This window comes from Legionella bozemanae, assembly GCF_900450575.1.
Lineage (GTDB): Bacteria > Pseudomonadota > Gammaproteobacteria > Legionellales > Legionellaceae > Legionella > Legionella bozemanae.
The window spans coordinates 1,775,718-1,791,452 of sequence record NZ_UGGY01000001.1; the positions used below are offsets into that span (position 1 = coordinate 1,775,718).

Genomic DNA, 15,735 nt, shown 5'->3' on the forward strand with positions numbered 1-15,735 from the left:
AGACAGGACGAATGAAAGAGAAATCAATATTGCTTGTGGAAGATAACATTAAGCTAGCCAATTACCTCAAGGAAAGCTTACAAGAAGCAGGTTATGAGGTGTCTATCGAAAAACGTGGTGACAGAGCAGTCTATCGTATTATTCGTGAACAACCTGGCCTGGTTATATTAGATATCATGCTCCCAGGGATGAATGGCGATCAAATATGTCACACTGTTAGAGATGAGTATTTGGGGAAAATACTCATGCTAACCGCAGTTAATGATATAGAAAGTGAAGTATCCTCTTTAAACTTCGGAGCAGATGACTATTTAACTAAACCTTTTGCAGACGAGGTTTTAAAAGCAAGGATAGAAGCTTTATTACGTAGACCTAATTTAGTTAATAATCAAAATCAATTTCATTTCGGCAATTTTTCTATCAATTTTAGTACTAAGAGTGTTTCTCTCTTTGGTGAAGAAGTTTCAATAAGTACCGCTGACTTTGAAGTTCTTGCTTTGTTGGTTAAGAATCATGATCGATTACTTAGTAGAAATAGTATGCAGTATGCTCTTTCTGGGCACGAATATGATGGGGTTGATAGAGGTATTGATTTAAAAATATCACGTTTAAGAAAAGCACTGAATGATAATCGTAAAAAGCCTTATCGTATAAAAACAATTCATAAAAAAGGATATGTATTTATATCTGATGCTTGGGAATAAACATGCTTAATTTTTATTCATCAAAACAGTTACCCTGCCAACAGTAATATTCCTATTTAATCTCTAGTAGTTTTTACTTTGTTTTCGTTCACTCTATTGATCTAAATCGATTAACAATAAATCGGCTCTTGTATATGGTACTGTTCTTGATCGCATCCCTGCCTACGTCCCACGGTTTTGTCCGCGGGGTCCAGAAATCTGCCTAGAACACGGGGGCCCTGCGGACAAAGCCACAGGGGGAAAGGAATAGGATTGGACTGGTTTTTCAGTGATGTGTAGAAGATTCAGGCATATGGTAAGAAGAGAGGTCTGTGCAATTTATATACATTTGAAAAAAAGATTCTTGATAAAATTAAAATATCAAAACTTTTAAGTGGAATTCATCGATATGGCTACTCCTTCTTTAATAATCACATTACACCTAATAACTAAGTTGGGTCATGTTCCAGCTGTGAGTTATGCGTGTGTCAAACACCAAAAAATAGATGAGCATGAGTTTGCAAGAACTTCAATGTCTGTTGGCAAAAAAAACGCTCAATCTATCGACTCTGAAATGGCCGTAGATGATAAAACCAGATTTCCAGCATCTTCCCTTAGCAAAATTGTTTTTACTTATTTGGTGTTGCAGCTGGTCAAGGATAAACAAATCGATTTAGACGCACCATTACATAATATACTGCACTATGAACGATTCTTAGTGGATAGTGAATACCCTAAAAAAGCTAAGGAATTAACGGCTCGACATGTATTGTCACATACCACAGGCTTGCCGAATTTTGGGGCAAGTTTATCTTCAACGCTAAGGTTTGATCCCGAATCGGAACTGGGCCAAAAATATTCCTATTCAGGCGAAGCGTTCCTGTACTTGCAGAAAGTCATCGAAACCAAAATGGGTAAAGATTTAGAAACGTTGGCTCAAAAGTATGTGTTTGGCCCCTTGGAAATGAGGCGCTCTACATTTATGCCGCCACCAGAGGACGATGGCAATGTTGTCGCAGTGCATACCGAGCTAGGAAAACCCACTCCAATCTACGTAGGAGATCCTCCCATAAATGCTGCTGGGTCGCTACTGACAACGGCTGATGATTTTTCGAAACTCATGGTTGCTTGGTTAGAGAATATGAATGATCCTCTCATCAAACAAGCATTTGAGCCAACGAACGCTGATGACTTTATGACATGTGGTTTGGGCTGGCATATCTATAGACATGAAAATGAGGTAATCGCATATCAATATGGTGAAAACCCTAATACCCGAGCTTTTATTGCGCTCAATGTAACAACCAAAAAAGGAGCCGTATTTTTTACCAATTCAGAAAATGGGATGAGTATTGCAAACCAAGTGTTCAGTTCGAGTGATTTAGTACCTATTAGCAACATGCAAGAGCTTTATAAATACTTGCATTATACTCAAAGCAATGAGCTAGGATGGCACGAAACGATTTTAGGGAAAATTGCTGAAGTTGAGGGCAAATTTGCAGAGGCGAGAGGTTATTTCGAAAGAGCCCTTGAGTTATCACCCAAGGATGAAACCAAGTTAAGACGTTTAGAATGGTTTAATGCGGTACATCATCGCTCTCCAGAAAAGGAATTTACCTCATCATTGAGCGTGTTTGTGGGAAATTATAAGAATCGCTATAACGATGATGTGGAGATGTCTATCAGAGAGGGTAGTTTGATATTCAAGCAATTTGATCAAGAGATAAAACTTGTGCGATTAATAGAAAATGAATTTTTGCCTGAAAAAGACCAATCGTTCAAAATAAGATTTGATGGGGAGCAAATGAGCATTAGTTTTGTCCATGGTGGCCGTGACAAATTCTTATCGAAACAGCCTTCACCAATCTCTCTATTACAATATAAGGACGAAGTGAGACAATTGAGAGAATCTCAGCCTCATTATATGAGTTCTACAGAAACATCCGGAACAAAAACAGAATTTTATATGTGACGTACAAAATCAAGACGTCATTTACAGTTCTCTAAATACTTATTTTTGTAGTAAAATTGTAAATCGAGCGCCTTTAAATATCGGTGATTGTGTAGCCAGAACCTTTCCTCCATGGAGAGTAACAACTTTCTTAATAATAGCTAATCCTAACCCAATATGTTTATCTCCCATTTCGTCGTTTTCAGCAATCGTATATTCAGAAAAAATGTCATCCACACCATCTTTTGGTAAGCCTGGGCCATCATCGTCTACATGAATTAAAATATGGCTATCATCCAGTGAAACAGTTAAAGAAATCTGACGCTCTGCAAATTTCATGGCATTTGTAATCAAATTAGTAACAGCATGTTTTAAAATATTTCTATCTATATTTGCTTTTAAAGAATTTAACTTATTAGCATGAAATGTGATTTCAAATATCGATGAAGAATAAGGGTCTAATAACTTTCTTAACCATACTATGATATCGGTCTCTGATGGTTTTAATTTTAATTCGCTTGAATGCATTTTTGAGTAAAACAAAAAAGTGCTGACGATGCGATTCATGTCTGCAATATCTTCTTGTATGCTGTTCATCTGTTTATTGAGTACTACATCTTCTGTGTTTTTCCTTTTGATACTATCCGTCGCCATTTGTATGGTTGATAAAGGAGTTCTAATTTCATGCGCGACAAATCGGCACATTTGTTTATGTGATTCAATCAATTCTTTTAATCGCTTACCCATGTGGATAATATTTATATATAGCCCATATAAAACAGAGGTGGTGCCTATTTTCCGATGAAAGTCAAAGTTCCCTTGACTAAAATTTTTAGTTATTTGATATATCCTCTTCATATTTTTCACAAAAAGCACCGAGAAAAAGGTAATAAGGCAAAGGGCTAAGAAAAAGAAAGCCAATATAAAATAATACATTACATCACTGATTCTTGTTGTAATTGGTAGGTAACTGAGCGGGCCAACTTTAAGCACTCCACCACTAAAACTATAATAGAGCACACCAATTTGCGATGAGTTTTTATTTGTTTCAAATACCAGACGCTTTGTTGATAAAGAATTAATTATAGTACCGGGCAAGTTTTTACTGTTGGTTGTATAAACATCAAGAGGAAAGCCATATATTTTCTCTAACTGCAATATTTCTTTATCCCACGTATTTGTTGGTTTTAATAATAAATGTTCAACAATTTGTGTTAAAGCAGGGTTCATATAATGAAAAATAACCTGGCCTGGATCTGAAAAATAATAAGCTAATGCGAATGAAGTATTACCAATTTTTTTATACGCTGTATGTTGTACAATGACCAAGTTGAGAAATTGATAGGTTGTACCTGATAAGTAAATTATCTCACCATTATTTAATTGGTCATTCTGAGTCGGGGTAAGTTTTAGACTGTCGATTGCTATAATATGAACAACATTATCGGTCTTTTTCTTTAATATTGCATTCCAATTTGATTTTGGGTTATTAACTAATTCATTTTCTAAACTAATTAAAAGTCCTTGTGACATCGTTTTCCCTGCATTAATCACTATCGCTGTCTCAACTAACTTTAAATAGTTAAAAAATGTCAAAACAAAAATTAAAAAAATCACAAAGAACGCAGCCAAAATTTTAAGATATACATTAAATTTCATGACCCTTAACCATACTTTATTATAAATTCTCGAACCTTTTGCTGCCTTTGGAGCCTGCTGGGCAAGGAAAAAACCAAAATGGGTACCGTATTCAATCCAGAAACGTTTTTTTTCTATTGATGCTAATCGTTCATAGGCAAACACACCATTATAAAATTTTACATGTATCATGTGTACTATGAATCATTAATGCAGGAGAACTAATTTTAGCAAAATCATAACAAGTGGCTTTTGCATCTACCGCCATTGTTTGTCCGGAGCCCAATGGGTGTTCCTAAATAACCACGGCCATTTGAAAACCTTCAGGCATATATCGCCTGAATAAAAGCAGCGCTTGATCATAGCCACTGCCTCCACCATGAATAATCAGAACAGGTTTTCCTGCGCCATAGGTTACATATTCCATATTGCCTATTGGTAGTTTTGCCGATTGAGGCGGTGTTAATATCTAATGGCTAATTCGCTTTTGGCGCAAAAAATCTTGAATTTCATTTATGGCCGCTTTCTATCCAGTTGCAAAAAATCAGTTCTATAACGGGAGTCGCTGATGTAAATTAAGTGCAATATTACTTAGATTTTTTTGAGTTACTCATCTTAGATGACGTTCCTTTTCTTAAAGACAAATTGACACAGATTGTCTTGTGTACTAGAGGTATAAATTAATTTCTTTAGCGGTTTATATATTCATTTCATTTTGCGAAGAAGTCCCGCTAATGCTATCCATAATGTACTTCATTTCCTGGTCAACTTCTAAAGCAGCGCGAATTTTTTTAAAATTATTGTCAGGCAGGTTAAATGCGTTAATGACAATCCGTGCCCGTTCGTTATCGATATTTTCGCCGGAGTCAGTTATTTTATCCTTAATGTTAATAATAGCCTCTACTATATCTTCCTCATTAGACGGATCAAGTGTTCCAACAATTTCTCGTATCTCTTGAATGATCTGAGGAACTGAGCCATCTTGATTTTTCAGTAATTCATCATGATTTAATACCGTAAGGACAGCTAAAATATTTTGTTCCCGTTCACTTTTCGGTATTTTAGTAACATTGAGCCCGATTTTTGTTTTATTTGATCGTACTGGTTTGGATTCACCTGATTTTTCATCTACGGAATTTTCAACAGGATTTCCCAAGTTCTTTCTTTGTTCGATTTGCTCCAATAAGCTATCTTTTACATAGGTACGAGTTGTCTTTGTATCTTTATAGATAGTGATATGCGCGAAATCAAATAATGACTTAAAATTGTCATTTTTTTGATAGAGTGCTCTTAATAAATAGCTATCCAGAGAATGATTATTTAATTTTGAGTTACTTTCAAGATGAGTGCGCAAAATAGTACTCATAGAATCTAAGTCGCTTACATTTTCCAATGCACGTTTTAATTCAATAGCGCGATTTTCCCCAAAACTTGTATAATGGCGCAGCCATGAAAACCATCCTGATTTATGCTGGTAACCCTTTGTGGTCTTGTTATTTTTACGCCAATCAAGGTAGTCATCAATGGCTTCAATTAGAATCTTTTTAAGTTCCCGTTCTTGTTGCGCTTTTTCACTTTGTTCTTGAAGCGCCTTAGCCTCCCTCATTTCAGATCTTAATGAGTCCATCTGATTCTGCGAAGGTTGAAAAAGCCTTTCTTGTGCTTGAATATTACTCTCTTCATAATCTATTGGATTATTATTACGAATATATGTAATCACCTTATTATCATATTCAGGGATGATGTTTTTAAGTAAGGCGACTACAGTTGAGTTAAAGGCATTATCAGTTGATTTTTCGAGTAAGGATAAAATTTTGTAAAAAACATCATCCCCACAATCCGGGTTTATATTTAAATAGAAAATTAAACCTAATATCTGAGAAATCTGGTGTTCATTGGAGTGCGTTTTGGAGTTCTCTTGAAAATTTATCAGCTGGGCCCAGGCATATGATGTTACTTCCAGGTGAATTGCCAGTTCCTTAAATAAATTTAAATTAATGGGCTCTATTTTATCCTCAAAAGAAAACGCCATTAATCCTTCATTGGTCATCGTGGTAAAATAATGTATTTTTGCTTTGGCCCTATTGGCACTTAAATCTTCACTATCTTCATTAAAGCCAGTAAAATAAATTCTGTAAGCATGTTTTATTAATTGGAATCCTGTCTCTGTCCGTCTTTCGTTATAAGAGGGCCATTCCCAATAATCATCATTGCTCAATTTAGGGTCGAATCTTAGGTTCGCGAGCCCTATTTGTTGAAAATTTTGAAGTAACAAATATTCTAAAATTTTTCCAAACCTTAAGTGAGAGATATCATGTGGGTTTTGGCTAGCCTGCTTTTCTAGGTTATCAATCCAATCTTGAATAAGATTTTGATGTGCTACTAAGTCTCTTATAAAAAGATCAGAACGCCCAACATCTCTGAGAGTCGCAAGAGATTCGTCTGATTTTATTTTCATGTGTTCTCTTAGAAGTAATAGGATTTTTTAATTATAGTTTAACTTTGATAATAATTTTGGGATAAAATGTTTATTAAAGTATCAGAGTAAGGATTGAGTACTAGTTACTCCTTTTGAGCTTTAGAAAGTTTTTTAATATAACGTTCTACACGCATTGCTATTGATTTACCGCCTTTTATTCCCAGCTTTGAGCAATTGAGAGGGGTTTAAAGCTTAGCGTATATTTTCCACCGTTATCTGTAAGATGATCTTGAAAACGTTTTTCAAGATTATTTGTATATCCTGTGTAATCGTTTTGATTACTGCAACGCAAAATAGAAACCCAATAAATTTTCTCAGGCATGTTGCATGTATACCCAAATTTGACTTGGTTTGGACTATAAACCAGTTATACCTCACGAATCAAATATATAGGAATCATTTGTAATCGATAAGATTTTTTATTACTACTTCTTTTCTACCGTCTGTAAACGAATCCCTTTTTCTTCAATATCAATCAAACCTCGTTTATAAAGTTGTCCCAATGCACTTTTAAAATTTTTTTTACTCTCAGAAAATATCTCCTGAATTTCTGTAGGAGAGCTTTTGTCATGTAAAGCCAAAAAACCACTGGATTGTTCAAGTTTAGATAGAATGCGTTGCGCTAATTCATTAATACTGTTTTGTCCTATTTGTCTTAAAGCAACATCAATTTTGCCATCTTCACGTACCTTCTTAATGTATCCTTTTATTTTTTTGCCATAAATTAATGGTTGAAAAATATCACCTGCATGGATTAATCCCCAGTGACTGTTGTTGATAATTACTTTTCGTCCTAATGGGGTACTCTCTGCGATAAGTAAGGTAACTTCCTCACCTGACTTAAAATGAGCTGCGGTCTTATCCAAAAAATAATCGATTTTTGAGCTTGCAATAATGCGTCCTTGATTATCTTGCTTTAAATAGACAAGATAAGATTTTCCCTTTTCCATAGGACGAAGTTGTTCTGGTTTTGGCACCAATAAATCTTTGTCTAATCCCCAATCAAGAAAAGCCCCTACAGCATTTACATCAATCACTTTTAAAAAAGCACAGCTATTCAATTTGGCATGAGGATGCACTGTTGTCGCAATAATTTTGTCGTCGGAATCAAAATAAACAAATACATCCAGTACATCACCAACCAAAGCGCCTCTAGGCACAGATTTATTAGGTAATAAAATTTCACCCCATTCTCCTCCTTGAAGATACACCCCAAAAGGAGCCTCTCGTACCATTTTTAATTTATTAAATTGCCCAACTTTTATCATGACCAAACTCATTTTTTCTTCTATCAGTCAAGCTTAACACATAATGTGTTTTTTATTTATTAATAAGCAAAACTATGTCAGATTGAGTGAATTACCCACGATTCGGTATAAACTATTTGGCAACTTAAATTTTGTAGTTGTCCTATTACAAATTTTATCCTCATCTAATAGCTAGATATTTTGAAGACAAGCAATATTAATCTAAACTGTTACAAAAAAGTTTTTAGGAAAAGGAGTTTATTTCATGAAAACACTGAGTTCTTTATCAGGAAAAACAGTAGTTGAGCTGATGAAAAAAAAGACGTTTCTTGTGTAGAAGTAATGCAGGCGCGTCTAAAATGCTGTGCCGCGCTTTGTGCTCTTCGCTTTGCATTTTGTTGAACATCAGCCCCCCTGGTTCGTATTTATCATCAATTTTCTTTTAATTCTCTCAACAAGAAACAGATAACTCATTGCGGCCAATATTAAAAAAATAAAGAAAGTTATAGGAAGGGGTACAAATCCCAATGAACCAGCAAGTGGACTGAAAGGTAAATAGATACTTATGGCAACTACTGCAAATATCGTAAGAGTTAATGGCAGACTAGGTTTGCTGCTAAATGGTGAATTAACGGTACGAATAACAAAAATAACCAGTGTTTGCGTTGTTAAAGACTCGATAAACCAACCTGTCTGAAATAACGATTCCGTTGCTTTAAAATAGCTTAACATTACCCAAAATGTAATAAAATCAAAAAGAGAGCTAATAGGTCCAATATAAATCATAAATTGCCGGATAATATCGATATTCCAATGTTTGAGTTTGTTAATAAAGCTAGGGTCCACATTATCAGAAGGAATAGTAATTTGTGACATGTCATAAAGCAGGTTATTAAGAAGTATCTGAGTGGGTTTCATTGGCAAAAAAGGTAAGAAGGGTATTGCAAATGCCATACTGAGCATGTTACCAAAATTTGAGCTGGTTCCCATCATTAAATATTTCATTATGTTCCCAAACGATTTACGTCCTTCTATAATGCCATTTAATAAAACTTTTAAATTATGCTCCAATAAAATAATACTGGCAGTTTCTCGAGCAACATCGACTGCTTCAGCAACAGAAATACCTACATCAGCAATGTGAAGCGATGGTGCATCATTAATGCCATCGCCAATATAACCTACTACGTGATTGTTAGAGCGAAGCGCTCTTATAACTCGTTGTTTTTGCTGGGGAGAAACTCGAGCAAAAATTTCAATTTCTTCGACAACTTTTTCTAAAGCTAAATCCGATATTTGATCTATTTGTTCACCAATTAAAATTTTTTCAGTAAGAAGGCCAACTTTATTACCAATATGTTGAGTAACAAGCTCATTGTCACCCGTTAGTATTTTAACTTTTACACCAGCATTCTTAAGATCAGCAATCATCTCTTGTGCATCTTCCAAAGGGGGATCTAAAAAAGCTAAAAAACCAACCAAGACTAAATCGATTTCATCATTGGCCTGATAACTTGCTTTTATTGTTGTTTCACTATATGCAATTGCTAAAACTCGATAGCCTTCTTGGCTTAATGAATGAAAAAGATTCAAATAACGTTCTTTAATTTTGTCATTTATTAATTTATTTTGATCTGCAATTTTATATTTTTTACAAATTGTAAGAATGCTTTCAGGTGCTCCTTTGGTAATTATTAAATTAGTTTTATTTTTTTTTACAACAATACTTGAGCGTCTTCTTTCGAAATCAAAAGGAATCTCATCGATTTTTGTGTAACCCTGCTGCATAGGATGTTCATGATGTAGAATTGCTGCATCAAGTGGATTAATTCCTGATTTCTTAAGTAACGCATTATCTAAAGGATTTTTTATATTTGTTGCAAATAAACTACCAAGATAAGCGAGCAATAAAACATATTCGGATTTTTCTCCATAAATATCAATGTATTGTTCCAAAGTCATTTCGCCCTTGGTAAGAGTTCCTGTTTTATCTGAGCATAAAATATCGATACTACCAAAATTTTGTATGGCGGCTAAATTTTTAACAATAACCTTTCGCTTTGCCATATTTAAAGCACCTACTGCTAGGGTTACTGTTGTGATCATTGGCAAAAACTCTGGAGTAAGGCCTACTGCCAATGCAATAGAGAATAATAGCGATTCAAGTGCAGGGCGTTTAAGGAATATATTGATTAAAAAAACAAACAGAATGAGAAAAATAACCGTTCTCATAATAAAAAAGCTGAAATGTAGAATTCCTTTCTCAAATTCGGTCTGCGGCGCAGTCACCGATAAAGTCTGTGCAATTTCACCAAATAAAGTGTGTTTTCCTGTTTTTAGAACTAAGGCAGTTGCATGACCACTCACTATGGAAGAACCAGAAAATACCGCATTTATTGCTTCAACAGAATTTTTAGGAGCGGTCGAAAGTACAATGGATTCTTTTTCTACAGGTAAAGATTCTCCTGTTAGTGCAGCTTGCTGGGTATGCAAATCTTTAGATTGAAGCAATAAACAATCAGCAGGTACTATATCGCCAGCAGTCAAATAAATAACATCCCCCGGAACTAGCTCACTGCAGACTAAATTACATGTTTTACCATTTCGTAATACCCTGGTTTTTATTGCTACATGTTGTTGCAATTTTTGAGCAGCTACTAACGAGCGATGTGTCTGAAAAAAATCAAGTACGACACTTATACTGATTATTATGAAAATAATAAGTGCATTTGTTGAAGTGCCCGTAAAAAATGAAATAAAAGCAGCAATTATTAATATAATTACTAGCGGATTTATTGAGTGAGAAATTGCTTCTAAAATATGAGAGCGAACCGGTTTGGTTACAAATTTATTAGGTCCATACAACTTGAGACGTTGTTTCGCTTCTCTTGTGGTGAGCCCTTGTAGTGAGCTTCGTAATTCATGTAACGCTTGTTGAGGTTCTAATGTTAAAAAATCATTCAATTTTTGTTCCATTATTTAATCCCAAAAAGAACTATTTGAGCACCCCATTTACATCTATCAACTTTAGAATTTCTCTAATAGTTTTATTTAGAAATTTGTAATAGCAAAGGCTGCGATTATTTCCACTTTAGAATTAGAGGCGGCTTATGAGCAGATGGTAATGTATGTCCTGATGGCCAGCCCAGAATAATTGGGGCCACAGCAGTCATTTTTTTAGGGATTCCCAACTCTTCTTTCCACTCTGGTAAATTTAATGCGTCAACTGCGAAACCAATAACACAGGAAGCAAGACCATAAGTTAGTGCAGCAAGCATTAAATTTTCAGCGGCTAACCAGCAATCCGCGCTGACAAACTTTCCTTTAAAGGTACTGTATATAACAATCAATGTACGGGCATTATAAAATACATTGAACTCCTTTTGTTGGACTACTTGCAAAACATGCTCTTCTTGTAAGTCAATGTTTTGTTTCTTTTCATTCATCGTTAACAGCTTAGCGCTTTCTGAAATACGATCTAATAAAGATTTATTCTGAATTACTACAAATCCCCTAGATTCTTCATGTAATGCGGAAGGAGCATGTATCGCCGCATCTAAAAGATGATGAATAATTTCAGAATCCACTTTTTTAGGTAGATAATTACGTACTGCCCTACGATTATATAAGGCATCCATTACATCCATTTTATAACGGGGTATTAATTCTGGGTTTTCCATGGCTTGCTCCTGCTTTTTTATAGGAGTATAGCAAATTCTGGCAATTACATTTTTAAATGATTCCTTGGGAAAAATTTTAAGATTTTTTTAGTCTGGATAAACTTTTCATAAGCATGAGTCATGCTGAACTAAGTGAATTTTCTAATATAGTTCAATAATTCCTTTTGCAAGAATATCAGACACATCTATTTGGTTCGTTGAATGTATTATAGTATTACAAGTAATAAGTTGTTTTGCTCCTGCACTTAAGAGCATAATTTCTGTTTGATTATTAAAAAGGGCATGTACACCAATACATATTGGATTTTTAAAACCATTGTTTCTTAGTTGTTTTAGTGATTCGAACATGGTCACCCCTGAAGAAATGATATCATCAACAAGAACGGGAGTATTTTCAATGCCCTTTATCTCAGGCAGCGATACGGCAACTCGTTTATCATCCAGACGTTTTTTTTGAGCAATTACAAAAGAAAGATTGCTAAAATTGGCTATTTCAGAAACCCATTGCTTACTTTCTTCATCAGGTCCTATCAAAATAGGATTTTTAATATGGGAAGATATCCATTCAGAAATATTTTTTGTAGCATGTAATGTTAGCAGCGAAGGCATACTGTATATTTCAGAGAGCTGATGTATGCGATGTAAATGTGGATCAATAGTAATCATTCCATCGATACAGCTTGAAAGTAACTGAGCAAAAATAGTTGATGTAATTGCTTCACCAGAATGAAAACGTTTATCTTGCCGCATATAAGCGAGGTAGGGTGCTACTAAGCAAATTTTCTTTGCTCCAAGCTCCTTAAGGGTTCTAGCCATAAATATAAGTGGTAGTATTTTGCTATTAGGGTGATCAAGAGTACAGACTAAAAAAACCTTTTTATTTTTAACTTCTGAATTAATTCGAATATAAGATTCACTATCAGGGAATGTATGTATTTCTGCTTTACCAATTTCAATAGATAGTTTATTGCTCAACGCTTGAGTAAGTTCCTTGTTTCCTGGTAATGAAAAAAGAATGGGGTTGTCCATATTATTGCCCTATGTTTTTTCAGATGTGATTTTAATAATATTGGGCATGGATAAAGCATAGGTACAGGCATAGTCCAATATTCCTTTAGACTCTGCATGGATTCGATACAACAATTGACCTTTTTCCACATGCGTATTTAATTTTGCAAAAAATTCAATACCTGCTGCAGGCTCATAAGGAGCCCCTGCCAATTTCGCTATTTTAGCTAGATTCCTATTATCAATTTCAGCAATACGTCCATTTTTGAGCGCAACAACGTCATATGTAAATGATGCAGTAGGGGGAACTTTAAAACCACCCTGGGCTTCACAAATTGCCAAGAATTTTTTTAATGCAGTACCATTTTCCAATAGTTTTATTGCTAACTCTGTGGCTTGCTGAAAAGGTATTTTTTTTCCCAATTCAAGCAAGATCGCAGCAAGTGTAATTGCTTTATTTTTTAAATCGATAGGTGCATCCTTATCATTATATAGCACAGCCAGGATATCTTTTGCTTCTAAAGCTGGGCCAATCCCTTTTCCAAGAGGCTGATTTCCATTTGTTTTTAAAGTAATGACATTCAGCTTAAACGCATTGCCTACTAAAGAAAAATAATTTTTATATTTGAAAAACTCAAGATCAGAGCGAATTTTTGCTGTGGGCCCAACCGGAATATCTATCAGCACATGTGTAGCACCAATCGCAATTTTCTTAGACAGTACAGATGCTATCATTTGTCCCATTGGATCAATATCCAGCACCCTTTCTACTCGAATTAGAATATCATCTGCCGGGCTTAAACCTAATGCACCGCCCCAAACCATGCAGCCTCCTTCACGTGCTACTACTTTTTGAATTTTTGAAAGAGGCAGATTTACTGCTGTCATTGTTTCAATAGTATCGGTAGTACCTGCCGGAGACGTAATTGCTCGTGATGAGGTTTTGGGAATAATGAGCCCAGCTGCAGCCACAATAGCTACAACAATAGGGGTTGTTCTATTGCCAGGAATACCTCCAACGCTATGCTTATCAAGAATAATAGGATGGTTCCAATGCAATTGCTTACCTGTTTTAACCATAGCATGTGTGAGGTAAATAATTTCTTCAATGCTGAGATTGTCATGGCCACAAGCAGTAATAAAGCTTGATAAATGAATATTGGAGTATTTACCAGCTACAACATCACTGATAATTTCATAAAATTGAGATGCTGTTAGTATATTGCCATATATTTTAGAACGCACATAGTTTATAGAAGTTACTGGAGGTAGGTGATATATATTAATCAAGTCGCCTTCTTTGGCACCAATTTGCTCCCAGGCGCTTTCGGAAAGACTGGCTTCATATTCTTGTAAAATATCAGAATGAATAATGTATAATGATGCGATTATCGATTTTTTATTTAACTGAACAATAACTCGTGCTTGTGTTTCGAACCCTTCCGAAATACAAATAAAACAGTCTGAACGTATAAAAAGAATAAATTCGTGTCTCGTATCAATACCTAATTTAACTAATTTTAATTTATTTGATCTTTTAGGTGATTGGTTATTCATCTTAATTTTTCTTGATCTAAATAGTTAGGAATCACACAATTCCAATGAAATCTTTGTTCTATTTTTACTTTAAGAGATTCGGCAGACTCTTTTTCCCCATGGGTAATAAAAATTTTTCGGGGTGTATTTTTTAAGTGTGCTAACCAAGACAGTATTTCAGCATAATCTGCATGTGCCGAAATATTTTCCATCTGTATTACCTCAGCTCGAATTGGAATCATTTGCCCAAACATTTTTATTTCTTTCTCACCACGAACCATTCTATCCCCACGAGTTCCGCCTGCTTGAAATCCACTGAAAAGGATGGTGTTTCTATAATTGGGGGCAAAATTTCGTATATGATGTATGACTCGACCCCCGGTAGCCATGCCACTAGCAGAGATCAAAATCATGGGCATTTTTTGTTGATTTAGTGCAATAGACTCTTCTGTGGTACGCACGTATCGAGCAACACCACAAAGTTCAGCACATTGTTGGACAGTTAAGCGACTTTCATTTGCATGACGGGAAAAGATTTCTGTCGCATTCGTAGCCATCGGACTATCAACAATAACAGGAATATCTGCAATTACTTTTTTTGATTTTAATTGTTGAATGTAATACAACAAGCATTGTGTGCGACCGACCGTAAAAGCAGGGATTAAAACGATACCGCCTCGTTTTACTGTACGGTTAATTATTTCTCCGAGTTGTTCCTCGGGATTTGTTATACCATGTAAACGGTTACCGTAGGTTGACTCGACAACTAAATAATTTGACTCTAATGGTGCTTGGGGGGGATTCATAATGGGATCTTGTGATCGACCAAGATCCCCTGAAAAAAGTACAGATACATTATGATGACAAATTTGTATAAAAGATGCTCCAAGAATATGTCCCGCATAATGAAAGCTTGCATAAAAATCATCATGCATTTTAAATTGCTTGTTGAAGGCTGTAGGATAAAAATAGTTGAGCGATAATTCTGCATCTTCGCGAGTGTAAAGAGGAAGGGCCGGATGATGTTTCGAATAGCTTCTTTTATTTGCATAAAAAGCTTCCTCCTCCTGAAGATAGCCGCTATCAGGTAATAGTATTTTACACAAATCATATGTAGCCTCAGTACAAATTATTTTTCCACGAAATCCATTTTTTACCAGCAGAGGAATGTATCCACTATGATCAATATGAGCATGTGTAAGCAAGACATAATTAATATTTTGAGGCTTAACAGGTAGTGATGACCAATTGCGTAAACGAAGTTCTTTATAACCTTGAAAAAGACCACAGTCGACAAGGATTTTCATATTTTCAGTTTGCACTAAATATTTTGAACCTGTGACTGTTTGAGTAGCACCTAAGAACTGAATTTCCATGAATTATCCTTATTGTATGGATACTATCTATTATAGGTTGGTTTAGGGGCATTAATTAAAAAACGATAAAGAAATAATCAATTTAATAAGATTCTTCTAAATTTAACGTAGATAAAAGTAAATCTTTGCATGCATCT

The 15,735-nt window shown here is 35.1% G+C and carries 12 protein-coding genes; 2 read left to right on the top strand and 10 right to left on the bottom strand.

Annotation, left to right across the window (positions count from 1 at the left end):
* The first annotated feature begins 11 nt into the window (after positions 1-11).
* Both DY223_RS07640 and DY223_RS07645 read left to right on the top strand, forming a co-directional pair.
* Complete coding sequence (locus DY223_RS07640) at positions 12-704, top strand: response regulator (RefSeq protein WP_058457726.1); 693 nt, start codon at positions 12-14, stop codon at positions 702-704.
* 388 nt (positions 705-1,092) lie between these two features.
* Positions 1,093-2,655 (top strand): serine hydrolase, encoded by a 1,563-nt coding sequence (locus DY223_RS07645; RefSeq protein ID WP_058457727.1) that lies wholly within the window; start codon positions 1,093-1,095, stop codon positions 2,653-2,655.
* 39 nt (positions 2,656-2,694) lie between these two features.
* On the opposite strand, the gene DY223_RS07650 is transcribed toward DY223_RS07645, so the two are convergent.
* From DY223_RS07650 to DY223_RS07695, 10 genes are all read right to left on the bottom strand, one after another.
* Entirely contained in the window at positions 2,695-4,464 is a 1,770-nt protein-coding gene (locus DY223_RS07650) for a sensor histidine kinase (RefSeq protein ID WP_235810444.1), read from the bottom strand.
* Between the two features lie 103 nt (positions 4,465-4,567).
* Positions 4,568-4,699 carry a hypothetical protein gene (locus DY223_RS19470; RefSeq protein ID WP_259293095.1) on the bottom strand — a complete coding sequence of 44 codons (132 nt, stop codon included), beginning with the start codon at positions 4,697-4,699 and terminating at the stop codon, positions 4,568-4,570.
* Positions 4,700-4,969: 270 nt separating this feature from the next.
* Positions 4,970-6,730, bottom strand: a complete 1,761-nt coding sequence (locus DY223_RS07660; protein WP_058457728.1) for a hypothetical protein — start codon at positions 6,728-6,730, stop codon at positions 4,970-4,972.
* Positions 6,731-6,905: 175 nt separating this feature from the next.
* Positions 6,906-7,073, bottom strand: coding sequence for a GIY-YIG nuclease family protein (locus DY223_RS07665; protein ID WP_235810445.1), 168 nt, complete (start codon positions 7,071-7,073; stop codon positions 6,906-6,908).
* Positions 7,074-7,176: 103 nt separating this feature from the next.
* Positions 7,177-8,019 (bottom strand): CvfB family protein, encoded by an 843-nt coding sequence (locus DY223_RS07670; protein WP_058457729.1) that lies wholly within the window; start codon positions 8,017-8,019, stop codon positions 7,177-7,179.
* A 384-nt stretch (positions 8,020-8,403) separates the two neighbouring features.
* Positions 8,404-10,974 (bottom strand): magnesium-translocating P-type ATPase, encoded by a 2,571-nt coding sequence (mgtA, locus tag DY223_RS07675; protein ID WP_058457730.1) that lies wholly within the window; start codon positions 10,972-10,974, stop codon positions 8,404-8,406.
* A gap of 104 nt (positions 10,975-11,078) precedes the next feature.
* Entirely contained in the window at positions 11,079-11,678 is a 600-nt protein-coding gene (locus tag DY223_RS07680) for a nitroreductase family protein (protein ID WP_058457731.1), read from the bottom strand.
* Positions 11,679-11,819: 141 nt separating this feature from the next.
* The gene (locus DY223_RS07685) at positions 11,820-12,707 is read right to left on the bottom strand and encodes a ribose-phosphate diphosphokinase (protein WP_058457732.1); all 888 of its coding nucleotides are present in this window, start codon (positions 12,705-12,707) and stop codon (positions 11,820-11,822) included.
* 9 nt (positions 12,708-12,716) lie between these two features.
* The gene (locus DY223_RS07690; protein ID WP_058457733.1) at positions 12,717-14,243 is read right to left on the bottom strand and encodes a thymidine phosphorylase family protein; all 1,527 of its coding nucleotides are present in this window, start codon (positions 14,241-14,243) and stop codon (positions 12,717-12,719) included.
* A complete protein-coding gene (locus tag DY223_RS07695) occupies positions 14,240-15,598 on the bottom strand; it encodes an MBL fold metallo-hydrolase RNA specificity domain-containing protein (protein ID WP_058457734.1) in 1,359 nt (452 codons plus the stop codon). Before DY223_RS07695 ends, DY223_RS07690 begins: the two co-directional genes overlap by 4 nt.
* Between the last annotated feature and the right edge of the window lie 137 nt (positions 15,599-15,735).